The 22,609-nt window shown below is 72.1% G+C and carries 18 protein-coding genes; 9 read left to right on the top strand and 9 right to left on the bottom strand.

Annotation, left to right across the window (positions count from 1 at the left end; translation table 11 throughout):
* Window positions 1-59: 59 nt before the first annotated feature.
* Genes AB3M34_RS09935 through AB3M34_RS09925 form a run of 3 tightly spaced genes read left to right on the top strand, consistent with a single transcriptional unit; the run spans window position 60 to window position 3,701 of the window.
* Window positions 60-806, top strand: coding sequence for a PaaX family transcriptional regulator C-terminal domain-containing protein (locus AB3M34_RS09935; RefSeq protein ID WP_370619485.1), 747 nt, complete (start codon window positions 60-62; stop codon window positions 804-806).
* Complete coding sequence (locus AB3M34_RS09930) at window positions 803-2,431, top strand: acyl-CoA dehydrogenase family protein (protein WP_370619483.1); 1,629 nt, start codon at window positions 803-805, stop codon at window positions 2,429-2,431. Before AB3M34_RS09935 ends, AB3M34_RS09930 begins: the two co-directional genes overlap by 4 nt.
* Window positions 2,432-2,477: 46 nt before the next feature.
* On the top strand, window positions 2,478-3,701 hold the full coding sequence (locus AB3M34_RS09925) for a lipase family protein (protein WP_370619482.1): 1,224 nt from the start codon (window positions 2,478-2,480) through the stop codon (window positions 3,699-3,701).
* Window positions 3,702-3,715: 14 nt separating this feature from the next.
* On the opposite strand, the gene AB3M34_RS09920 is transcribed toward AB3M34_RS09925, so the two are convergent.
* Window positions 3,716-4,633, bottom strand: a complete 918-nt coding sequence (locus AB3M34_RS09920; protein ID WP_370619480.1) for an aminoglycoside phosphotransferase family protein — start codon at window positions 4,631-4,633, stop codon at window positions 3,716-3,718.
* A 64-nt stretch (window positions 4,634-4,697) separates the two neighbouring features.
* On the opposite strand from AB3M34_RS09920, the gene AB3M34_RS09915 reads away from it, so the two are divergent.
* On the top strand, window positions 4,698-7,577 hold the full coding sequence (locus AB3M34_RS09915; RefSeq protein ID WP_370619479.1) for a helix-turn-helix transcriptional regulator: 2,880 nt from the start codon (window positions 4,698-4,700) through the stop codon (window positions 7,575-7,577).
* Window positions 7,578-7,579: 2 nt separating this feature from the next.
* Here the strand turns inward: AB3M34_RS09915 and AB3M34_RS09910 are convergent, their stop codons facing one another.
* On the bottom strand, window positions 7,580-7,837 hold the full coding sequence (locus AB3M34_RS09910; RefSeq protein WP_370619478.1) for a hypothetical protein: 258 nt from the start codon (window positions 7,835-7,837) through the stop codon (window positions 7,580-7,582).
* 165 nt (window positions 7,838-8,002) lie between these two features.
* Here AB3M34_RS09910 and AB3M34_RS09905 point away from each other — a divergent pair, with 165 nt between their 5' ends.
* On the top strand, window positions 8,003-8,323 hold the full coding sequence (locus AB3M34_RS09905; RefSeq protein ID WP_370619477.1) for a hypothetical protein: 321 nt from the start codon (window positions 8,003-8,005) through the stop codon (window positions 8,321-8,323).
* A gap of 9 nt (window positions 8,324-8,332) precedes the next feature.
* Here the strand turns inward: AB3M34_RS09905 and AB3M34_RS09900 are convergent, their stop codons facing one another.
* Genes AB3M34_RS09900 through AB3M34_RS09875 form a run of 6 tightly spaced genes read right to left on the bottom strand, consistent with a single transcriptional unit; the run spans window position 8,333 to window position 16,523 of the window.
* Window positions 8,333-9,088: a DUF2182 domain-containing protein gene (locus AB3M34_RS09900; protein WP_370619475.1), complete on the bottom strand. Its 756-nt coding sequence runs from the start codon at window positions 9,086-9,088 to the stop codon at window positions 8,333-8,335.
* Window positions 9,085-11,202 carry a tyrosinase family protein gene (locus tag AB3M34_RS09895; protein ID WP_370619473.1) on the bottom strand — a complete coding sequence of 706 codons (2,118 nt, stop codon included), beginning with the start codon at window positions 11,200-11,202 and terminating at the stop codon, window positions 9,085-9,087. The genes AB3M34_RS09900 and AB3M34_RS09895 overlap by 4 nt, the downstream gene beginning before the upstream one ends.
* A 12-nt stretch (window positions 11,203-11,214) precedes the next feature.
* Window positions 11,215-12,336: a hypothetical protein gene (locus AB3M34_RS09890; RefSeq protein ID WP_370619471.1), complete on the bottom strand. Its 1,122-nt coding sequence runs from the start codon at window positions 12,334-12,336 to the stop codon at window positions 11,215-11,217.
* Window positions 12,333-12,755 carry a hypothetical protein gene (locus AB3M34_RS09885; RefSeq protein WP_370619470.1) on the bottom strand — a complete coding sequence of 141 codons (423 nt, stop codon included), beginning with the start codon at window positions 12,753-12,755 and terminating at the stop codon, window positions 12,333-12,335. The genes AB3M34_RS09890 and AB3M34_RS09885 overlap by 4 nt, the downstream gene beginning before the upstream one ends.
* A 25-nt stretch (window positions 12,756-12,780) precedes the next feature.
* Window positions 12,781-14,031: a hypothetical protein gene (locus AB3M34_RS09880; protein WP_370619468.1), complete on the bottom strand. Its 1,251-nt coding sequence runs from the start codon at window positions 14,029-14,031 to the stop codon at window positions 12,781-12,783.
* Window positions 14,028-16,523, bottom strand: coding sequence for a hypothetical protein (locus AB3M34_RS09875; RefSeq protein ID WP_370619466.1), 2,496 nt, complete (start codon window positions 16,521-16,523; stop codon window positions 14,028-14,030). The genes AB3M34_RS09880 and AB3M34_RS09875 overlap by 4 nt, the downstream gene beginning before the upstream one ends.
* A 322-nt stretch (window positions 16,524-16,845) precedes the next feature.
* Here AB3M34_RS09875 and AB3M34_RS09870 point away from each other — a divergent pair, with 322 nt between their 5' ends.
* Both AB3M34_RS09870 and AB3M34_RS09865 read left to right on the top strand, forming a co-directional pair.
* Complete coding sequence (locus tag AB3M34_RS09870) at window positions 16,846-17,532, top strand: AfsR/SARP family transcriptional regulator (RefSeq protein WP_370619464.1); 687 nt, start codon at window positions 16,846-16,848, stop codon at window positions 17,530-17,532.
* A 39-nt stretch (window positions 17,533-17,571) separates the two neighbouring features.
* Window positions 17,572-18,756: a PQQ-dependent sugar dehydrogenase gene (locus AB3M34_RS09865; RefSeq protein ID WP_370619463.1), complete on the top strand. Its 1,185-nt coding sequence runs from the start codon at window positions 17,572-17,574 to the stop codon at window positions 18,754-18,756.
* Window positions 18,757-18,759: 3 nt separating this feature from the next.
* Here AB3M34_RS09865 and AB3M34_RS09860 read toward each other — a convergent pair whose 3' ends face one another.
* Window positions 18,760-19,689, bottom strand: coding sequence for a cation diffusion facilitator family transporter (locus AB3M34_RS09860; protein ID WP_370619462.1), 930 nt, complete (start codon window positions 19,687-19,689; stop codon window positions 18,760-18,762).
* A gap of 112 nt (window positions 19,690-19,801) precedes the next feature.
* Here AB3M34_RS09860 and AB3M34_RS09855 point away from each other — a divergent pair, with 112 nt between their 5' ends.
* Both AB3M34_RS09855 and AB3M34_RS09850 read left to right on the top strand, forming a co-directional pair.
* Window positions 19,802-21,211, top strand: a complete 1,410-nt coding sequence (locus AB3M34_RS09855; protein ID WP_370619460.1) for an amidase — start codon at window positions 19,802-19,804, stop codon at window positions 21,209-21,211.
* A gap of 44 nt (window positions 21,212-21,255) precedes the next feature.
* Window positions 21,256-22,605: a M15 family metallopeptidase gene (locus AB3M34_RS09850; protein ID WP_370619459.1), complete on the top strand. Its 1,350-nt coding sequence runs from the start codon at window positions 21,256-21,258 to the stop codon at window positions 22,603-22,605.
* The last annotated feature ends 4 nt before the right edge of the window (window positions 22,606-22,609 follow it).

The raw sequence follows: 22,609 nt of genomic DNA, 5'->3' as shown, positions 1-22,609 counted from the left end.
ACGTCGACCTCAAACCTTACGAGTTGCACACACGCGTTCCAGTCTTGTAATGTGGCCGCGTGCTCGCCACCGTTCGCCCTGTCTCATCGCGCTCCGCCGTGTTGAGCCTCCTCCTGGGCTCGCACCCCCCAGCACTCCCGGTGCGGGACCTCGTCTCGGCGATGGAGTCGCTGGGGATCTCCGAGGCCACCACGCGCGTGGCGGTCTCCCGCATGGTCACCGCGGGCGACCTCGTACGGACCGGCCGCACGTACGCGCTGCCCGAGCGGTTGCTGGAGCGTCAGCGCAGGCAGGACTCCGCCGTGGAGCCGGTCACGGTCGACTGGGACGGTTCCTGGGAGCTGGCCGTCGTGACGGCGGTCCGTCGGCAGCCCGCCGATCGCGCAGCGCTCAGGACCGAGCTGACCACCCTCCGACTGGCCGAGCTGCGCGAGGGCCTGTGGATGCGCCCCGCCAACCTGGACCGCCCCTGGCCGTCGCATCTCGCCGCAACCACCCGACGGTTCCTCGCCCGACCGGACGACGATCCGTCTGAGCTCGCCGGTGACCTGTGGGACCTCTCGGCCTGGTCGGAGCAGGGAAAGGATCTGCTCACTCTGATCGCGAGCGCCGTGGAGCCTGCCGTCCGCTTCGCGACGATGGCCGCCGTCGTGCGTCATCTGCTCTCCGATCCCGTCCTGCCCCCAGCGCTGCAACCCGCCGACTGGCCGGGCGACGCGCTGCGCAGGACCTACTCCGACTATCGCGCGGAGCTGTCCGCGCTCATCCCGACCGCCGCCCGTACGACCCTTGAGGAGCCGTCATGACCGCTACGCACGAGGTGACCAACCAGGTCCCGCCGCTCATCGACACCGACCTGGCGGCGTACCCGCCGCTGCTCGAGGGCCTGGAGCGCGAAGGTGCAGCATGGGCGGAGCCGGAGCTGCGCGAGGTCGGACGGCTGGCCGGCAGCGCGCAGGTCCAGGACTGGGGCCGGCTCGTCGAGGAGCACCCGCCGGTGCTGAGGACCCATGACCGTTACGGCCACCGGATCGACGAGGTCGAGTTCCTCCCGCAGTACCACGACCTCATGCGCACGGCCGTCGAGCACGGCCTCCACGCTGCGCCGTGGGCAGATCCCGCCGAGGGCGCCCACGTCGCCCGTGCGGCCAAGTTCTTCACGTGGAGCCTCACGGATCCCGGCCACACCTGCCCCGTCTCGATGACGTACGCCGTCGTCCCCGCGCTGCGCGCGAACGCCGAGCTGGCCGCAACCTACGAGCCGCTGCTCACCTCGCGCGACTACGACTTCGGCCTGCGTGAGCCGAGCACCAAGCGCGGTCTCGTCGCCGGCATGTCGATGACGGAGAAGCAGGGCGGCTCCGACGTTCGCGCCAACGCGACTACGGCCACGGCGCTCGCCGACGGCAGCTACGAGATCGTCGGGCACAAGTGGTTCACCTCCGCCCCGATGTCGGACCTCTTCCTCGTGCTCGCCCAAGCTCCGGGTGGTCTGTCGTGCTTCTTCGTCCCGCGCGTGCTCCCCGACGGTTCCCGCAACCCCCTGCGGCTGCAGCGGCTGAAGTCCAAGCTCGGCAACCGCTCGAACGCCTCGGCTGAGGTGGAGTACGACCACGCCCGCGGCTGGCTCGTCGGAGAGGAGGGCCGTGGCGTCCCGACGATCATCGAGATGGTCAACATGACTCGGCTCGACTGCACGATCGGCTCGGCTGCGCTGATGCGGCACGCGACGCTTCAGGCCGTCCACCACGCGCGCCACCGTCGCGCCTTCGGTGCCCTGCTCGTCGACCAGCCGGCGATGGCCAACGTCCTCTCCGACCTCGCTGTCGAGACCGAGGCCGCCACTGCCGTCAGCATGCGGCTCGCGGGTGCGACGGACCGTGCCGTGCGCGGCGACTCGGCCGAGGCCGGGTTCCGACGCATCGCGCTCGCCGTGTCGAAGTACTGGACCTGCAAGCGCGCCCCCGTCCTCGCGGCGGAGGCACTGGAGTGCCTCGGCGGCAACGGGTACGTCGAGGAGTCCGGGATGCCGCGGATCTACCGCGAGGCGCCGCTCTCCTCGATCTGGGAGGGCTCCGGCAACGTCGCCGCCCTCGACACGCTGCGGGCAATGGCACGCCAGCCGGAGTCCGTGGAGGCGTTCTTCGCCGAGGTCGGGCTCGCCGCGGGAGCGGACGCCCGCCTCGATGATGCCGTCGCCCGGGTCCAGAAGGAGCTCGCCGACCTCGACGCCATCGAGTACCGCGCGCGCCACGTCGTCGAGCAGCTCGCCCTCGTGCTCCAGGGTTCGCTCCTCGTGCGGCACGCCCCGACCGCCGTCGCAGACGCGTTCTGCGCCTCTCGCCTCGGCGGCGACTGGGGCGTCGCCTTCGGGACGCTCCCGGTCGGCGTGGACACGGCCACGCTCATCGACCGCGCGGGCGCTTCCTGAACCTGCACGACCACCTCCCTGGCCCTGAACGAAAGAAGCACCACGGATGAAGAAGCTCCTCACCAGCAGCATCGCGATCGTCGCCGTCCTCGCTCCGGCGGCAGCAGCGGCTCCCGTCCAGGCGGCGGGCGACGCGCCCGCTGCGCCGTCGGCATCGGCGAGCAAGTCAGTCCTCGACGTCTTGCGCGAGGCGTTCTACCACCCCCCGAAGCAGCTGGTGCCTGGCCCGCACGGCAGCGTGATCTGGGCACGGCCGCTGTCGGGCGACGCCGCCTTCCAGGGCGCCCGCAACTCGCTCGTCGTCTACCGCTCGCGAACGCCTGAGGGCAAGCAGGTGGCCGTGTCCGGGACCGTATCGGTCCCGCGAGGCAGCGCTCCGAAGGGCGGATGGCCGGTCATCTCGTGGTTGCACGGCACGACCGGCACGGCCGACGTGTGCGCGCCTTCGCGCGACTCAGCCACAAATCCCGCCCACGACTACCTCCAGGTCATGCACACGAACCTGCAGCGGTGGATCGACCGGGGCTACGCCGTGGTGGCGACGGACTACCAGGGGTTGGGGACCGACGGCGTCCACAGCTATCTGATCGGCGAGGCCGAGGGCCGTGCGAGCGTCGACATGGTCCGGGCAGCCCGCCGGCTGTCGCCGGCGCTGGGCCGGAAGTGGCTGGCGTACGGACACTCCCAGGGTGGCCACGCCGCCCTCTTCGCTACCGACGTCGCCGACCGTTGGGCGCCCGAGCTCGACCTCGTCGGCGCGGTGGGCCTCGCACCCGGCTCGCAGCTGAGCACCTTCGTGCCCCAGATCCGCAACCTGCCGGTCGAGAACATCGCATCGTTCCTGCCGCTCATCATCCGCGGCGTGGAGACGGCGGGCGTCTCGACCGACGGCCTCCTGACACCGCGCGCTCAGGCGCTCATGGCCGACGCCGACGACCGCTGCATCGCGCAGCTTCGCGACGCCGCCTCGTGGGGCACGCTCAAGACCAATGAGGTCTTCCAGCCCGGAGCCGACTTCTCCGCGTTCGACACGGTGATGGCCGCCAACGAGCCGGGCACGCTCTCCCCCTCGGTCCCGGTCTTCCTCGCGCAGGGCGACAGCGACACGACCGTCCTCCCGGGATGGACGAAGACGCTCGCGTCCCAGCTCAGCAGCAAGGGCGTCTCGCTCACGTCGACGACCTACGCCGGCGTCGACCACCGCGGTGTCATCGACGCCTCGTACGCGGACGTGGTCCCGTGGGTGGACGCACTGTTCGGCCGGGTCTGACGCCCGACGTCCAGTCACTCCCCTGCCAGCACCTGCGCCAGGCCGTGCACGCCGACGGCGTGCAGGTGAGGCACGTCGTCGGAGGTCGTCGTGAGCAGCACCGAGAAGACCACGGCCCAAGCGTGGGCACGGTCCCACATCGCGCCGTCGGCGACGCCGGCCCGCGAGACGAGCTCACGGAACTCGCCACGCCCCTCGGCGTCGAAGGTCAACCACGCCGTCGCGAGGTCGCTCGCCGGGTCGCCCGAGGTGATGTCGCCGAAGTCGATGACGGCCGACAGGCCGAGGCGGCCGGCGTTCTCGGGCGCAGCCAGCAGGTTGGCGGGGTGCAGGTCGCCGTGCACCCAGAGCGCGGGACCGTCCCACACCGGCGTCGAGATCAGCCGCTCCCAGAGGTCGAGGAGTGCGTCCTGCTCCGGCAACGGGTGCGCCGCCAGCCTCTCGCGGAAATCCGCGTCGCGCGCCGCCAGCGGCACCCCGCGGTAAGGATTCACGGGCGCGTCAGGCGGCGCCGTACGGTGCAGAGCGGTCACGAACTGTGCGAGCGGACGCGCCAGCGTACGGCGTTCGGCGACGGGGGTCCGAGCGACCATCTGGCCGTCGAACCACGGCACGATGCTCCACCACCAGGGGTACGCCGGCCCGCGCGTGCCGTCGCTCGGCGAACCCACGCGCACCGGGACAGGTGTCCGCACCGGAAGCTGCGGCGCCAGCGCCGGAAGCCACTCCTGCTCGTGGCGCACCAGCCGCGCGCCGAGCTCGCGCCTCGGCATCCGAAGGGCCAGGTCGTCTCCCAGCCGGAGCACCTCGTTGTCCCAACCGTGGGCGACGACCTCGAGAGGCAGCTCCGCCAGGTCAGGGTGCTGGGACGCCAGCAGGCCGCGTACGAGGTCGGCCGTGACGTCGATCTCGGCAGGAGGGATCGGGCTCACCGGTCGATGCTAGGGCGTTGCAAGATCCGGCAGGTCGGGGGCGGCCCTCTGTCACGATGACCGGGTGGACCGGTCACCACCGTCCCTCAACGCCGCCGCGATCGTCGGTCGTGAACGCGAGCGCGGACTCCTCGAGGCGCTCCTCGAGGCTGCGGGATCGGGCCGGGCGAGCACGGTGATCGTGCACGGCGCAGCCGGCATCGGCAAGACAGCCCTCGCTCGCGCCGCCACGGCGGGCCGCTCCGACGGAGTCACGCTGTACGGAGCCGCTCTCCCCCTGTCGAGCATGACGGTGCCGCTGCTCGCGATCAGGTCCCTCGTCCGGGCGCGCCCGTCGGGTGTTCCCCCACTCGATCTCCCGACCGGTCATGACGCCACCGATGCGCCGGTCGTCTTCGACACCTGGCTGGACGCGGTGACGGAGGCCGGCCCGGTCGCGCTCGTCCTGGACGACCTCCAGTGGGCGGACCAGACCTCCCTGGACATCCTCCAGTACGTCGTCGCAGGCCCGGAGGACCGCCGACTGACCATCGTCGCGACGGTGCGCTCCACAGAAGTCGGCGACGGTCACCCGCTCACACGCTGGCTCGCCGACGTACGGCGCCTGCCGCGCGTGCAGGAGATCACGCTCGGGCCGCTCGACAGGGAGGCGACCTACGACCAGCTCGCGAACCTCCTCGGGACGACGCCGCACCTGTCGCTCGTCGAGGACGTGTACGCACGGACAGGGGGCAACCCCTACTTCACCCGACTCGTCGTCGAGGGTGTGCCCGGCGACGCCCGCAAGGTGCCCACGACGATGCCGGGCTCGCTCCGAAACGCGCTCCTCCGCACCTGGTCCACGCTGTCGGAGCCGACGCGGCGCGGGACCCAGGTGCTCGCCGTCGGCGGTCACCCGGCGACGTACGACGAGCTCGATGAGGTCGCTCCGGACCACGAGTGGACGACCCTCCTCCCCGAGGCCGTCGCCGCAGGTGTCGTCGACGTCCTGCCTGGCGGCGTGTTCTGGTTCCACCACCCTTTGATCGGCGAGATCCTCGAGGCCGCGACGCCGGCACGCGAGCGTCGTGCGCGACACCACGGATTTGCGCAGTGGTGGGAGACGCGGCGGCCCTCGGCGGAGGCAGCCGCCGAAGCGGCACGGGCGGCTCGGGTGGCAGACCACTACTTCCATGCCGAGCACGCCGAAGCGCGACCGTCGGCGGTACGCGCAGCCGATGCGGCCGCACAAGCCGGCTCGTGGGCAGAGGCGCTACGACTCCTCAGGCGCGAGCTCGCACGCGAGCCGACGCCGACGCCGACGCCCGATCCTGAGCGGGTGGACCTTCTCCATCGCGCGCGACGCGCCGCCGAGATGTCGGGCGACATCGAGGCCGAGCTCGAGCTCGTCGAGGAGCTGCTGACGCGGGCCGATCCCGACGAGGATCCGCTGGCGGTGGCGGATCTCCTCGTCCGACGCGCGTACGTCCGCTACCTGACCGGCCGCGAGTTCGACGGCGCCGACGGTCTCGATCAGGCCGAGGCGCTCGCTCGCACCCGACCGCCGTCGGCGACCCTCGTGCGGACGTTGGCGTGGAGCGCGATGAACGGACGCTCGGACACGGAGAAGAGCATCAAGCTGTGCGAGGAGGCGCTCGTGATCGCGCGCGACATCGACGACGCGTTGGGCATCGCGCTCACGGCGAAGTCGGTGGTCGCGTTCGTCGACGACGATGCTGCGGCCTCCATCGACTGCGCTGCCGAGGCGCTGGCCGCGAGCGTTCGTGAGGGCGACTGGCAGTCCGCGGCGAGGAGCGCCGAGTACCGGACCTGTGCCGGCGACAGCGCGTGGTCCCCGTGGTTCGCCGCGCAGATCGCGCGCGACCGTGACCGCCTCGTGGCGGCCGGGGCACCTCAGCACGAGATCGCGTTCTTCGACATCCTCGAGGCCGACGCCCGCCTCTTCATGGGCGAGTGGGAGAGGTGCGAGGCGATTCTCCGGTCGTGCATGACGACCCGGCTGCAACCGATGTGGGACGCCGGTGCACGGCTCACGCTCGCGCACCTCGCCGTCATGCAGGGTCGCCTGGAAGAGGCAGCCGCTCACCTCGACCGAGCCGAGGAGGTCGTCATCGACTCGTCGAACTTCGCGGAGTTCGAGTTCGACGCCATCCACGCGCTCGTCTCCCTCTTGGCCGGAGATCCCGAGGCTGCGTACTCGCACGCCGTCAACGGGATGACCTGGGACACCATCCCTCCGACGATGGTGGACTACCTGCTCCCGCTCGCGGTCCGCGCTCTCGCCGACCAGATCGAGCAGCGCCGGGCGGCCGGGCTCGACACCGGCGAGCTGCTGCGGAAGGTCGCCGAGCTCGTCACGACCCATCGGCACATCCTTCTCGACATCGGAGAGATGCAGCCGTGGATGGTGGCCGAGATCGAGTCGATCCAGGTCCTCTACCGCGCGGAGCTGGCCCGAGCGACGTCCAGCCCTGAGGCACCCCTGCTCTGGCGCGTCGCGACGATCCGCGCACGTCGCGCCTGCCTGGCGTGGGACGAGGCCTACGCGGGCTGGCGGTGGGCCGAGGCTCTGCTGCGCTCCGGTGAGAACGGACGTGAGGTCGCCACCGCGCTGCGCGACACCTACCGACTGGCGCAGCGCCTCGCTGCCGATCCCGTGATCGACGCCGTCGAGCGGCTCGCGGCGAGCGCGCACATCTCCCTCGCCGAGGTCGCGAGCGGACCTGAAGGCGCGCCCGACGACGAGGTGCTCCCGGGGTTGACCCCTCGTGAGAACGAGATCGTGGCTCATCTCGTCGCGGGCCGCACGTACGCTGAGATCGCGGAGGCGCTCGTCGTCAGCGAGAAGACGGTCAGCTCGCACGTCTCCAACGTCCTCCGCAAGACCGGGACGAAGAACCGCGTCGAGCTGGCGATCATGGCCCAGCACCGGGCGAGCGTGTGACCTCAGGGACGGGCGCCCTGCTGCGGGACCCAGCGGGGCGCGGCCGTGGCACCGGTCGGGTGGTCGCAACGCACGAGGCGGTTGCCGACGCGCTCGATCTTGCAGAGCGTGTCGTTCAGGGACGGTGAGGCGGTGTGCGCCGGCGTGCCGGCAAAAGGACCGTCGTCCGGTGTCGGCCTCGCCTGCGCGGTCGGCGCACCGGCGAAGGTGATGACGAGGACGGCCGTGGCGGCGACGATGCTGCGGCGGTGAGTGTTCACGATTTCCCCCTGTTGGTTCATGGATCCACCGTCGAACCCGGCGCCGTGCGCCGGCATCGGGCACGACCCCTCAGATGTGCCGTGCCGACCCCTCAGATCCGCGTGAGCGGCCAGCCGTGGAACATCGCTGGACCCGCGAACCTCCGGCACGCCATCCTTGACCCCATGAGCACCGACCCCGCGAGCGCGACCACGGGCGGGGTCACGTACGGCAAGCGCGCGGCGCACCTCCCTCCGCGCCCCGCGGGTCCCGCCTGGCCGTACCCGACCTGCGTACGCTTCTGCGCCATGCCGCACGAGACCGGCGCGCCGTGCCGCTCGTTCGGCGAGGAGGCGTTCCTCAGCCTCCGGCGCGTCGATCCCGACACCGGCGAGCCCACGTTCGCGCTGATCTTCCCCGCCGAGCCGGACTCCCCCGCCGTCACGCTGACCGCCTACCAGGCGTCCGTGCTCGCGGCCGAGCTCTCCCCCGAGAACCTCCGCTAGCCCGACGGCTCAGTGGATGTGGTCGTGCTCGACGGGCACGCCCGGCGACGAGGACCCGCCGACGCCGTACGAGAGGGCGAACGAGAGGAGTCCCAGGCCGACCACGACGAGCGCGCCCTCCACCCGCGGGACGGTCCCGCCGCGTCGTCGCTCGACCACCCCGAGCACCGTCGCGGCGGCCATGGCGATGAGTCCGTGCCCGATCATCACCGCGGTCATCACGACCCAGCAGGTCGCGACACACCGCCTCGCAGTCGCCACGCCGTAGAGGACGCAGTCGCGATCGGCCTTCCAGCCGCGGGGTGCGAGCGGCACCGTCATCGCGCACTGGCGGACCAGACGCCGACGCGCCGGCAACAGGTACGCGGACACCGCGACGGCGAAGCCGGCCACGATCGCCGGCCGCCAGCCGATCGCCGAGACGAGCAGACCGCCGAGGACGATCGAGGCGGTCGCGACGAGCGTCCAGACCACGAGGTAGCCGACGAGGTAGCCGAGCGCCGCCCTGTAGCGCCGCGACCAGAAGCTGGACTGCGCCACGTGGGCCACCTGCGGCAGGACGAACGGCACCATCATCGCCGCAGCCATCACTGCCGCGTGCGCCCCGGCGTGCAGGGGTGGGTGGACCTCGGCCGAGCCGAGCAGCCGCCCCGGCTCCCCCGCTGCAACCACGAGCAGCCCTGCCCATGCCGCCGCGGAGATCACGACGGCGCACCACTCGGGGTGGTACCAGTGGGTTCGTACGACGAAGGTCGCGGTGCTCATGCGTAGAAGAGGCTGATCCGCCCCACCGCGACGTCACCCTCGGGCACCTTCCCGGTGGCGTCGGGGATCGGGGTGAAGGCGACGTTCAGCTTCTTGGGGTCCCACTGGCCCGAGGCGGACAGCGCCTTGACCATCGCGGTGATGTCGAAGGTGGCGTTGACGCCGCTGCCGCTGTGCGTGTCGGACTTCCGCGACGCCTCGAGCACGCCGAACATCGGAAGCACGCCCGCCTGTCGTGCCGGGAAGTCCGCCGGCCTTGCCCCCGCGGGCACGTTCACGTGGACCAGGACCGACCCGGCGCCGAGCCGCGTCGCCTTGATGTTCTCCAGCCGGAGGAAGACGCGAGAGCCCGGCGGGACCGTGCCCGACTCGTTGATCAGACGCGCGACCGGGCCGACGGGCGCGCTGATCGGCACCGGCGACGACGTCGGCCGCGAGCCGAGCGGGACTGGTCCGCTCGACGCACCGACGAGCTCGGGCGGCCGCTCCTCCTGCTCGAGCTCCGGTTCGAGCTGCTCGTCGAACCGTTCCGCGAACGCCTCTGGAGTCGGCGTCGGTGGCATGTCGGAGTACCGGTATCCCAGCGGCGGCCGCCTGGGGTCGACGACCTGTCCCGTGGTCAGCACGGTCGTCGTCGCGCCGGAGCCGAACGTCCAGCGGGCGTCGCGCCAGTCCGCCCTGTCAGGGTTGTTGTGGTTGCGCCCCCGCAGCCACGCCTCCCACAGGCGGTCGATGTTGGCGTGGTGCAGCCAGAAGATCGGGTCGCGCCCCGCCGTGTCGAAGCCGGTCATGAGCCCGTCCGGGTTCGTCCCCCCGACCTGGACGTGGACGTTGCCGTGCGGAGTGAGCTCCAGCGCACCCCGGTCGGTGCCGTTGTGCGTGCCTGGACTGGCTGCCCGTCCGCCGAACGCACCGGAGAACGGGCCCGTGAACCGGGCCTCGGCCATCGTGCTCGTCACCGCGACCGCCGGCGCGGGCATCGCCGTCCCGGTGTTGATCCCCGGGGCGCGCTGGGACACGAACAGCGGGTTCGGCTGGTTGTCGGGCATGCGCTGGTCCCGGAAGGCCGGAGGGATGCTGCGCACCTCGGGGCGACTGGTGTCGCTGTAGTTCCAGAACGGGAGTGCCCAGTCGTTCGGCCCACCGAGCCGGACGACCTCGTCACGCACGATCCGTTCGAAGTGGTGGAGGTAGACGCGGTGCCACGGCAGGAAGTGCCAGCTCCCGTGCTCGCAGGTGTCCCACCGCGCACCGGCCGGCCACTGAGCCCGCGGGAGGGATGCCCCGTGGGTCTCGGCGAGGTGGCGCCAGCTCCGCGGGTCGGCGAAGCTCGCCCCGTCCCTGGCCTGGAGAGCCGTGATCGCGCGGGCGTACCAGAGGATCGTCGGGTGCCACCGGTTCGCGGTGCTGAGGGTCCAGACGTCCTCGCGGACGCGTACGGCCGGTGCGGGGGTCGGCGTCGGAGTGGGGGTCGGTGTCGGAGTCGGCGTGGGGGTGGGGGTCGGCGTCGGTCCGGGGAGCGGCGTCACCGCGAGCTTCTCCAGCTCCGGCCACGTCTTCGGTCCGATCACACCGTCGCGGACCAGCCCGCGGCACGCCTGGAACATCTTCGTCGCCAGCTCCGTCCCCTGGCCGAACCGGCAGTCGACGACGAGCGGGTCCTGCCCGATCGCCCTGAGCTGCGGCTGGAGCGCGGAGATGTACTGCCGCGTCGCCTGGCTGGTGTCCGAGCACGCCGACGTGCCGGAGCGCCACGAGGCGAGGAACCGGTTGAGAAGGTGCTGGGCGTAGCCCACCGCAGGGTTGCGCGCCTTCGACGCCGACGTGCTGCGGTGGATCAGCGGCCGCGGTCCGACCGGGGCTGTCGGTGGACCTTCACCGGGCGCGCACTGGTGCGGCCCCCACGTCTCCCCCTCGGTGGCCGGGACGGTCTCCGTCCAGGCCCCCTCGGTCTCCGTCCAGGCCCCCTCGGTCTCCGTCCAGGCCCCCTCGGTCTCCGTCCACTCGGTCTCGGGGGCGGGTTGCGTCTCGGTCCGGAACGGGCTCTCGTCGAACCACTCCCGCGTGCCGGGATCCACTTCGGTCGTCTGCCACGGTGCCTCGTCCTCGAGCATGGTCCACCTCCGTCATCGCTTGGTCAGCGGGCGCGGAGCCGGGACGACCTGGATCGGCGTCGGCCGCTCCTTGAGGTTGCGTCCGGACGCCGCGGCCCACTCGGTGATCACGCGTCGCACCTCGGTGCCGAGCGGCGCCGTGCCGGGCGGAAGCGGGGGGAGGGCCGGCGGCACGGTGCTCTGGTAGAGCAGCCACGCGCTCCCGCTGTCGGTGACCCACCCCGCCTCGAGGGCACGCAGGACCAGGGACAGCTCCTGCGCCATGGCGAAGAAGGAGTTCGCCCTCGAGTGCGGCGGCAGGCCGACCCGCTCGCCGATCACCCGGAGCCGGTCCGCCGCGCTCGTCGCCTGCGCCCGCAGGTCCACCACGACCGGCGTGTTCGAGCCCAGCGTCAGCTCCACCCAGCCCATCGCCGTCGTCGCCGCGAGCTCCTCACGGCTCAGCAGCGCGTTCTGCCGCCGCGAGCGCAGCATGAAGCCGATCTGCTCGGCGAGCCGATAGATCCGATCGTCGTCGGTGGTGTTGCCGGCGACGAGGTTGCGTACGTTCTCGATCGCGCGCCACAGCTCGTACAGGAGCTCCTCGAGCAGCGCGACGAACGTCCGGTTGGAGGCCTCGGCCTTCTCGTACGGGTAGGGCCCGTTCGTGTCCGTGCCGTGCGCAAGGTCCATCCCGAACATCCGGTAGTACGCGTTGCGGCGTACGGCCTCGGCGTCGGGACGCACCGCGCTGGTCGACAGCCACGCGGACACCGGGTTCTGCGCGCCGAAGAGCAGCGTCTCCGTCGCGTCGAGCCACCGCTGCGTCGCGACCGACGGGATGCCGAGCCCTTCACCGCCGCGGAAGGCGCGGACGACGCGTGCGAGGATCTGCGCCGCGCGGGTGTTCTCGATCGCGTACGCGTAGACGAGGTGGTCCCACGCGGGCTGCGACGGCATCGGGACGGCGCTGAACGCCCCGGCGTTGAACAGCGCCACCCGCGCCGGACCGGCCGGTGGCGGGTTCGGCGCCCACGGGTTGGCCGCGTCGAGCACCTGCTCCATCCGCCAGACCAGGTCCAGAGGGTCGGCCGTGATGACCTGTGCCTCGGCGACCGGGCCGCCGCCGAGCTGTTGGACGAGCTGCGTGATCATGCCACCTGCTCCTCGTAGTACGGGCCGGCGACGACCGGCCGAGCCTGGCCGATGAAGGAGACCGGCTGCTCGTAGTCCGTCGCCAGCTGCTGGAAGTTGGAGTCACGGTCGCCACCCAGCGCGTCCCTGATCAGGGCGAGCGCCTCCGGGACGCCCGGGTCGAGCTCGAGCGCGGTGGACGGGGGGACGATGCTGCGCAGCGGCCCCATCACCTCCGCGATCTCCGCGAGCCCGATCGCGAGCCCGTCCAGCCCGGCGATGCCGCCGAGCGTCGTCCACACCTTCGCGAACTCCTCGGACGAGCTCTGCTGCATCGCCTCGACGGCACCCAGGAGGTCTTCCGTACGATCCTCGATCGTCGCCATCGACGATGCCAGCGACCTGGTCGTCGGGTTCCCGCTCGTCGTCTTCTTCGCCACGTCTGCCACCTCCACTAGCCGCCGCTCATGCGGCGATGCTCCGTTGACCGGTCATCCACGTCCTGGCCCGCGAGATCCACTCGCCGGCCCGCTCGGGGTTCTCCGCCTCTCGCAGCCCGGCGAGCGCGATGAGGCGGATCCCTTCCGTCTGGCGCCAGTGCGGCGACGTCCACAGCGCTGGTCCTGCCGCCCGTTCCAGCTCGGCGAGAGCCGCCGGAGAGACCTTCCGCGGGTCGGCCAGCGCACCGATCGGCCGTCCGCGGAACCCAGGGACCTTCGTGTCGAGGCAGGTCGCGGCGATCGCGTCGAGCCGTCGGTGCGACCGCAGGAGGAGGGGAACGGTCGCCGCCTCCGCACGGCTCGGCGGGTACGCCGTCATGACCGCCCGCTCCAGCCGGTCCCACGGCCCGGCGCCGTAGACGTGCCGGCACATCGCACAGCCCAGCAGCGTGCGGAGCCATCCGATCGGGTGCGGGTCGCCGAGCGGCCACCGGAAGAGGGTGCGCTCGTCGCCGACCACGTCGTGGAGAGCGGCGACCGACGCGAAGCCGGTGAGAACGAAGGCGTACACGTCGGCGGCGATCTCGCTGCTCCACGGCTGCCACATCGCCCGCAGCGCCGGGTCGTCGGCGAGGGTCTCCCCGAGGGCGTCGGAGAGGGTGTCGTTCCAGCCGGCGAGGTGCGCGACCTGGTGGCCGGACTCGTGGAAGAGGGAGGTGGGTCGGTACAGGTTGTGACGCACGATCTTGATCGCGGCGACAGGGTTCACGGAGCCGGGAGCCCACAGCCGGATCCCGACCCGGAGGATGCTGGCGCCCAGCCCCTCCCCCAGGTAGGTCAGCACGGGAGGGACGGGGAGGCCCAACGGCCGCAGCACCTGCTCGATGCTCTGGTAGGCGACGGAGTCGAGGAACTGCAGCGCCGTACGGAGGTGGAGGCTGGTGCGGGTGTTGACGGCCTGTCCGAAGAAGTCCAGCGTCGTCTCGACCTGGACGTAACGGCGCCGGAACTGCTGCACTGCCGCGTGCGCCGACTCGACGGCATCGGGGTCGAGGCGGCTCGCGCGTACGGCGGCGGCGGTCGTACGCCCGTTCTCGAGGAGCTGGTCGACGGTCCGCGCGAGCTGGGTGCGCACAGGCACGCCGATCGAGCGTTCGAGCGACTCCCACGCGCTCCGCGACGCGAACTCCTCTGCGTCGACGAAGCACTGCGCGGCACCGACCCAGTGCCCGAGCTGGCGCTCGAGCTCGTCGGCGATCAGGCGGTGCTCGTTCACGGCTTGGCCCTCCCCGCGACGACGGTGACCGTCGCCGGTGCTGCTGGTGGGGTGGGCACGACCGCCGGCAGCGGCGTGGTGGGTACGGCGGTGGTGGCCGCCGGCGCGCCTGAGGGCCCGGCCACCGAGGCGGTCGCCGGTGCGGTCGTGGTGGCTGTCGCCGGCGCTCCAGCGGCCGCGGCGTCGGCCGCGTCGTCGGCCGCCTCGGCAGCGGGTCCGGCAACACCGCGGAGGTGCACCTGAACCGTGACGCCGTTGGCCGGGTCCTGAGCTGCGCGGACGAACTCGTGACCGCGCGTACGGACGAACTCCGCCAGTGCCTTCGCGAGGCCGGAGCGGATCCGCCGCTGTCCGCGTGACGGCCCGCGGCCCCGTCCCCGTGCACCGGCGCGACCACGACCGCGGCCGGCGGGCGCTCGGCGGCGTGCCGGGCGGGGTCCTTGTGTCGCGGCGAACGCGGCACGCAGCAGGGCGCGCAGCAGGGTCGTGCCGCCACGCCCCGACGACACGGCCGCCGCAAGCCGTTGCGCGTCGGCCTCGGAGAAGTAGAGCGACAGGCGCAGGACGCCCCGCGCCTCGTCTGTGCGGACTCTGCCGTCGCTCGGTCGGGCGGCTTCCCCTGCCGCAGCGCCGACGGTCGCGGCGGGGGTCTCCACCTGGCCGATCGGCTCGAGGCGGAAGAAGCGCTGACCCACCGAGATGCGGTGACGTGAGGCGAGGAACCGGCCGGGCACGTCGACGCCGAGCCGCGGTTCGCGCAGCAGCAGTCCGGCGGTGGAGGCGGTCAGCGGGTGCAGCTGGCTGTGCGCGCCGCGCGGGAACGCGGCACCACCGGTCCGCTCCAGCCGGGCGAGCCGGACGAGGGTCGTCCCCGGGCACGACTCGTACACGTGGACCCGGAACCGTCCCGGCAGGGTGATCCCGGCGGCGCGCAACGCAGCGTCAAGAGTGGCGCCGCCGAACGTCCGCACCGTGGTGGCCACGGCTGCGGTCACCTCGATCTCGGGCACTCGGGAGAACTTCTTGTACGCGTAGGCGGTGCGGGCGTGGCGCACGACGAACGATCCTCCGAGCGACGGGGCGATCTGCAGGTCGGGCCGGACGAGCTGGGTCGGGAAGTTCGCGGCGACGGCTTCCTCGAACGCCTCCGCGAGCGCGACCTGGAGCAGGTCCTCGTCCTCGAAGAACTCCGCGGGCTGCTCCGAGAGGCGGCGTACGGTGTCCTCCACGGTCGCGGCGAGCGCGGCAGGCGCGGCCTCCTGCTCGAGCTGGCCGGGGCGGCCCTGCTCGAGGCCGATGACCCGCAGGCCCACGTCGACGATGGCCGACGACAGGGGCCCCGAGAGCTTGGGCCCGACCCACTGACCGATGAGCTTGGAGAGGAAGCCGGACAGGAAGCCGACGACCTTGGGGCGCCCGACCAGGCGAACGCCGAGCCGGAGCGCGGGCAGGATGGCGGGGACGAACTGGTCGATCGCCGGGGTCAGGTCTTCACCCTCCTGTGCGGACGACACCCGGTCGATGAACGCGCTGCGCGCCTCTGCCAGGGCCTCGAGCTCGTCGGTCGCGACAGGCGCGGCGCCTCGTTCCTGGTCGTGCCCGAAGCTCTCCCCCTGCTCGAGCGCCTCGCCACCGAGGACGGACTCGGCCAGTGCGGCGTCGAACGCCTCGGCGAGCGACTCGGGATCGCCCGCGGCCACGGGTGTCGGAGCGAACGACGCGACCATGAACTCCTCCTCCGCCTCGGCCTCGAGGAGGTCCTCCGCCTCCTTCTGACCGAGGCCGAACCGCTTCGCGAGGGCGCGCGCCGGCTCGTGCAGGGCCGCGGGGAGCTTGTTGATCGCGATCGCCAGGACGCGCTGCAGCAGCGGGCGTACGAGCGCCTTCAGCTTGTTGAGGATCGGACCGAGGATCGGGAGCGCCGCCTTGGCGATCTTGCCGGCGGTCTTGACCACCGTCTTCACGACGCTCTTGGCCTTCTTGATCAGGCCACCGATGAACTCCTCCCCCGCAGGAGAGACACCGAGCCCACCGACCTCGAAGCGGTCGAGGAGCTCGTCGAGCTGGTCCGGTGCCATCCCCTCGAGATCCAGGTTCTGGACGTGGTCGGCGAAGCGCTGGACGCAACGCTCGGCCTCGGAGCCGATCGGCGACAGGTGAGCGTCGGCCACCTGGCGCCGCAGCTCGGTGAGCTGCTGGGGCTGCTCTCCGGCGAGGCCGGTCTCGGCGGCCTCGGCCGTCTCGGCGATCAGCTCCGCGAGCGCTTCGTCGAACTGCTCGTCGCGGATGCTCTCGAACGCCTCCGCGATGATCTCCCCGACTTCGCCGTCGCCTTCCAGCTCGCCGGTGAACATCTCGGCGAACGGGGTCGTCACCTCGGTCCACGGCAGGAAGCCCAGCGTCGAGGGCGGTGTCTCCGTGCTGACGGCGTGCTCGGAGAAGGGGGTCTCGACCTCGAACGGGCCCCCAGCGGTTTCGTCGATCACGGTCATCGTGCCCTCCCGGCGCTCGTCGTCACACGACGCACACCAGCCTGCGGGCCCCCCGTGCACCCGCCGGTCCCGTCGACGCCCCCGTGGCGGCACCGCCGCGTACCGAGGCCCGACCGCCCTTCGTCCGCGTCGCGTCCCACTGGCGTACCCGCTGTCGTCCGACCGTGGCCGACCACGCGACAACGCCGGGGGGCGCGACCTCGGAGGCGCCTATGCTCGTGAGGTCGAAGACATGTCGCGCACACCCGTCTGCGCTCGTCTCAATCGTCGCGTGTCCCCCTGACGCCTCGTCCGGACGTGCCGCGGACCCCAGGAGCACACGGTGGCCAGCTCGTACGGATCGCGTCGCGTCGGCGTCCTCGGTGGGCTCGGGACACGGCCCAACGAGCGGTTGTCGGGCGCAGGGCGACGCCTGCTCGCGTACCTCGCGGTGAAGGGGCCCCGGGCGAACCGGCTCCTCACAGGCACCGACCTGTGGCCGGAGGTCTCGGAGACACGGGCCCGAGCCAACCTCCGCCGCGCACTCTGGCAGCTTCCCCACCGCTGGGTGCGACCCGACGGCCCAGAGCTGCAGCTCGACGCATCGGTGGACCTCGTCGACGCTCGGCGCGTGGCGGACCGGGCGCTCGCCGACACGCTGGTGGGTGCGGAGGCGGTGGAGATGCTGAAGCACGACCTCCTGCCCGGCTGGTACGAGCCGTGGGTCCTGGACGAGCAGGACCAGTTCCACCTGCACCGGATCCAGGCTCTGGAGGCGGTGTGCCGGACCGCCTCGCACGCGGGGGCGTACCCGCTCGCCACCGGAGCAGGGCTCGCTGCCGTGTGCGCGGAGCCTCTCCGCGAGTCGGCGGTGACGGTGCTGGTCGACGCGCTCGTCCGCGAGGGCAACCGGGTGGAGGCTGCGCGGCGATACCGCGCGTACGCGCAGCGGCTCCGGCGCGAGATCGGCGCCGCGCCCGGCGACGACCTCGTCGCGCTCGTACGGCCATACCTGCGCCGCCGGTCCTGACGGCTCGACGGATCCGCCCGCCGGGGTGAGACTGAGGCGATGAGGCACACCGTCGTCGCCACCGCCCTCCTCGCCAGCGCCGCACTGTTCCTGCCCGAGGCGGGAGCGGGTGCGGCGACCGACACCGCTTCGCCCAGGGCCAGCGCCGTTGCTGCCTCCGCAGCCCCCGCGGCGTTGCGCGTCGCTCCAGTGCGCTCCGCCACCGTCCTCACCGGCCTGGACCACCCGTGGGACATCGCGTTCATCTCGTCGTCCCAGTTCCTCTTCACCCAGCGCGACCGCCGTACGATCTCGCTCGGGACCGTCAACGGCGGCAAGCGCGTCGTCGGCAGGTCGGGCACCATCTGGGCCAGCGGTGAGACCGGTCTCATGGCGCTCGAGCTCGCCCCTGACTTCGCCCGTACGCGAGCGTTCTACACGTGCCACGGCTACTCGTCCGGCTCGACCAGGGACGTCCGCGTCGTCCGCTGGCGCCTCAACAAGGCGCGTACGAGTGCGCGCATCGTCAAGACGATCGTGCGGGGTCTGCCGGCGACGAGCGGGCGGCACGGAGGGTGTGCGCTCGCATTCAGCCGTGGTGGAGCGCTCCTCATCGGGACCGGAGACGCCGCCGTCGGCCGCAACCCGCAGCGCCTGCGCTCCGGTGGCGGGAAGGTGCTCCGTGTGGACGCGCGCACCGGCCGCGGTGTGAAGACCAACCCGTACGCGCGGTCCCGCTACGCGATGAAGCGGCGGGTCTACACGTACGGCCACCGCAACGTGCAGGATCTCGCCCGTCGCGGGCGACAGGTGTGGTCGGTCGAGCAGGGCTCGTACCGCGACGACGAGGTGAACCGTCTGCGCCGCAAGGGCAACTACGGCTGGAACCCGGTGCCCGGCTACAACGAGTCGGTGCCGATGACCGACCACGGCCTGCCCGGCAAGCAGCGCGCGGCCCGCTGGCGCTCGGGCGGGTCCACCCTGGCGACGACCGCCGCGGCGTGGCTCCGCGGGTCGGTCTGGGGCAACCGCTCCGGCAAGGTGCTCGCCGTGACGGCGCTGAAGGGAGAGCAGGTCCGCCTGCTGCGCTTCAGCAGGAAGGGACGGCTGACCGGACAGTCGGTGGCGCTCCAGGGCCAGTACGGCCGGCTGCGCGCGGTCACGGTCGCACCCGGAGGGGCCCTGTACGTGTCGACGTCCAACGGTGGCGGCACGGACCGCATCATCCGGGTGCTGCCGGGCTAGCAGCTAGCCCTCGGAGACGTCGACCGCTCGCCGGAGGTCGGGCTCCAGGTAGATCACCCGCGCGATCGGGACGGCAGCCCGGATCCGGGCCTCCGCTCCGTCGATCGCCGCGGCGATCTCGGCTGCGCTCTCCGTCGCGTCCACTTCGATCTTCGCGGCAACCAGCAGCTCCTCGGGGCCGAGGTGCAGCGTGCGGAGGTGGATGACGGAGGGCACGCCGTCCCCGATGACGGCTGCCCTGATGGCGTCGACGTCGGCACGGGTCGCCGACTCCCCGAGCAGCAGGGACTTCGTCTCGACCGCCAGGACGACGGCGATCGAGACCAGGAGCAGCCCGATGCCGGCCGTTCCCGCGGCGTCCCACCGGCCGTCGTCGGTCGCGAGGGTCATGCTCACCCCGAACAGCGCCAGCACCAGGCCGATGAGAGCGCCGAAGTCCTCGAGCAGGACCACGGGCAGCTCCGGCGACTTCGCGTTCCGGACGAACGACACCCACGACTGCGTCCCTCGCAGCCGGTTGGACTCGACGATCGCGGTCCGGAACGAGTAGCCCTCCATCGCCATGGCGACCAGCAGCACCGCGATCGGCACCCACTGCCAGGCGTCGATCGGCTCCGGGTGCTCCCACTTGTGCCATGCCTCGTACAGGGCGAACAGCCCACCCACGCTGAAGAGCACGATCGAGACGATGAACGCGTAGATGTAGCGCTCACGCCCGTACCCGAACGGGTGCCTCTCGTCGGCCTCCCGCTTGGCGCGCTTCCCCCCGAGCAGCAGCAGCGCCTGGTTGCCGGAGTCGGCGACCGAGTGCACCGCCTCTGCGAGCATCGAGGAGGCACCGGTGAGCAGGAACGCGAGGAACTTGGTGACCGCGATGCCGAGGTTCGCCGAGAGTGCGGCGATGATCGCACGGTTGCCGCCGTGTGCGGACACGATCTGCCTCCTCCCGTCGCGCATCGTCACGTCGCACGTACCCGGATCGACCGGCGCAACTCGCTGTTACGCTCCGGGATGACCCCGGACTCACGCACGCCCAGGAGCAACCGTGTCGCACTCTGCCCGCGTCCACGCCTTCCGTGACGACATTCTCGGTGACCTCGACGCTACCGGCATCGCGGAGCTGGTCGCCGCTGGTCAGGTCAAGCCCCGCGAGGTGACCGAGGCGGCGCTCGCACGCGTGGAGGACGTCGCGTCGCTCGACGCCGTCGAGCACCTGGACCCTGGCCGCGCCCTCGACGCCGCAGACCGTGACGCGACGGGTGTCTTCGCCGGCGTGCCGACGTTCGTCAAGGACAACGTGGACGTCGCCGGCTGGCCGACCGGCAACGGGTCCGAGGCGTACGCCGCGCCGCTGGCCCGCACCGACAGCGACTTCGTCCGTGCGTGGGCCGAGCAGGGACTGACGTTCCTCGGCAAGTCGCGGCTCCCGGAGTTCGGGTTCAGCGCCACCACCGAGTTCATGACCCGCCCACCGGTCCGCAACCCGTGGAACCCCGCCTACTCGTCGGGCGCGTCCTCCGGCGGCTCGGCGGCCCTCGTCGCCGCCGGTGCGGTGCCCCTCGCCCACGCCAACGACGGTGGCGGCTCGATCCGCATCCCGGCCGCAGCCTGCGGCCTCGTGGGGCTCAAGCCGACCCGCGGCCGCATCACGCCCGACAGGCTCGACCTCACGATGCCGGTGAAGATCGTCGCGCAGGGCGTCGTCACCCGGTCCGTGCGCGACACCGCCCGGTTCTTCGCCGCCGCCGAGAGGACGTACCGCAACCCCAAGCTCCCGCCGGTCCGGCTGGTTGAGCGTGCGGGGTCGACGCGGCTGCGCGTCGGCGTCCTGTACGACTCCGTCATCGCCGAGTCCGACCGCGACACGCGCCTCGCCACGACAGCGACGGCCGAGCTGCTGGCCGACCTCGGCCACCACGTCGAAGAGATCCCGCTGCCGATCACGCAGCAGTTCGCCGACGACTTCTCCCTCTACTGGGGCTTCCTCGCGTGGTACCTCTCGACCACCGGCAGGCGCACTCTCGCTCCCGACTTCGACGCGACGCGCACCGACAACCTCACGCGCGGGCTCGCCGACGCGTTCCGCCGTGGCATGCGGCGGTTCCCCGCGGCGATCTACCGCCTGCGGCGCACGGAGCGCACCTACCGAGCGATGTTCACCACGTACGACGTCGTGCTCTCCCCCGTGCTCACGCACACCACCCCGAAGCTCGGATACCTCTCACCCACCCTCGACTACGACCGGCTGTTCGCTCGTCTGCAGGCGTACGTCGGGTTCACCCCGCTCAACAACGTGACCGGCGGACCGGCGATCTCGCTGCCGCTCGGGCAGACGCGGGCGGGGCTGCCGCTCGCGTCCCACTTCTCCGCCGACCACGGCGACGAACGCACCCTGCTCGAGCTCGCGTACGAGCTGGAGGAGGCCCGTCCGTTCGCGCGGATCCAGGACGCGTGAGTCGCTGCCGCGACGCCGGGGCCGACTGGGCCTAGGTTGGGAGGGTGACCCCTGGCCGCGTGCTCCTCACCCTCCTCGGGACCCTCTTGGTCGGCACCCTGATGGCGCCGACTGCTGCCTCCGCAGCTCCGCCCGATCTCACGGTGAACGCTCCGGCCCGTGTGTACGCCGGCACGGTCGCGATCGTCACCGGCACCACGTCCGCACCCACCGACGCGGTCTCGCTCGACTACCGTGGCCGCGGCGGCGTCTGGTCCGTCGTCACGACGGCGCTGCCCGCGGCCGACGGGTCGTACGCCCTGCGCATCGGGCTGGATCCGGGCACGCACCGTCTCCGGGTCGTCCAGGCGACCGGTGGCGGCACCGCGGTGCGGGAGCTCACGATCGTCGCCGGGGCCGCGCCCTCCCGTGCCTCGCTCTCGGGCGCCACCAGGGTCGCCGACGGCAAGACGGCGACGTTGCAGGTCCGCTGGGTCACCACCGACGGCCGCCCGGTGACGGGATCCGCCCAGCTGTGGGGTCGCCGGCGGAGCTCGACCACGTGGGAGCGGCGCGGGACCTTCGCCGTCCGCTCCGGCGTCGCCGCCGTCCGGGTCCGCCCACGGGTCGACGTGTCGTACCAGGTGCGCACCCCCTCCACGCCGTACGTCCGTGCGACCGCGTCAGGCCTCTGGACGGTGGACAACGTCCCGCCGGGCTACGTGTTCCGTCGCCCGTCCGGTGCCCCCGCCCCCCGCATCAAGCTGCCCGCCCAGCCACGCGCCAAGAAAGCCGGTGCTGACGTGACGATCAACAAGATCTCGGCACGGGTCTGGCGCTCCATGAAGCGACGTAGCTGGCACCGCGGCTGCCCGGTCGGCAGGTCTTCGCTGCGTCTCGTCCGGACGAACTACTTCGCGTACGACGGCTACCGCCGCCGCGGCGAGATCGTGGTGAACAAGAGCGTCGCCAAGGCCACCCGGCGGGTCTTCCGCGACCTGTACGCCGCGAAGGCGCCGATCCGGTCGTTGTACCGCGTCGACCGCTTCGGATGGTCGCGTCGGCTCCGCGGCGGCGACGACATGAAGTCCATGGCCGCCGGCAACTCGTCCGGCTTCAACTGCCGGGGCGTCGTGGGACGCCCGCGCACCCGGAGCCCGCACAGCACCGGCCGGAGCATCGACATCAACACCTGGGAGAACCCGTACCGGTCGGGCTGGGGCATCGTCCCCAACCGGGAGTGGGACAGGAGGCGAAGCCCGGCCCGGGTCGTCTACCGCAGCAGCAGCCACCTCGTGGTGCGCATCATGGCGCGGCACGGGTTCTGGTGGATGGGCAGCTCCGACTGGCAGCACTTCCAGTACCGAGGCCGCGGCGCGCGGACGCTGCCGCCGCCGGCGACCTTCCTCGACTGATCGA

The organism is Mumia sp. Pv4-285 (assembly GCF_041320275.1).
GTDB classification, from domain to species: domain Bacteria; phylum Actinomycetota; class Actinomycetes; order Propionibacteriales; family Nocardioidaceae; genus Mumia; species Mumia qirimensis.
The sequence above is the reverse complement of the archived record's forward strand: the minus strand, read 5'-3'. Positions and strand labels throughout refer to the sequence as shown.

Coding starts and splice junctions, on each gene's coding strand:
- AB3M34_RS09930 (WP_370619483.1), top strand. CDS start 803: ATGACCGCTACGCACGAGGTGACCAACCAGGTCCCGCCGCTCATCGAC.
- AB3M34_RS09890 (WP_370619471.1), bottom strand. CDS start 12,336: ATGATCACGCAGCTCGTCCAACAGCTCGGCGGCGGCCCGGTCGCCGAG.
- AB3M34_RS09900 (WP_370619475.1), bottom strand. CDS start 9,088: ATGAGCACCGCGACCTTCGTCGTACGAACCCACTGGTACCACCCCGAG.
- AB3M34_RS09905 (WP_370619477.1), top strand. CDS start 8,003: ATGAGCACCGACCCCGCGAGCGCGACCACGGGCGGGGTCACGTACGGC.
- AB3M34_RS09865 (WP_370619463.1), top strand. CDS start 17,572: ATGAGGCACACCGTCGTCGCCACCGCCCTCCTCGCCAGCGCCGCACTG.
- AB3M34_RS09925 (WP_370619482.1), top strand. CDS start 2,478: ATGAAGAAGCTCCTCACCAGCAGCATCGCGATCGTCGCCGTCCTCGCT.
- AB3M34_RS09875 (WP_370619466.1), bottom strand. CDS start 16,523: ATGACCGTGATCGACGAAACCGCTGGGGGCCCGTTCGAGGTCGAGACC.
- AB3M34_RS09895 (WP_370619473.1), bottom strand. CDS start 11,202: ATGCTCGAGGACGAGGCACCGTGGCAGACGACCGAAGTGGATCCCGGC.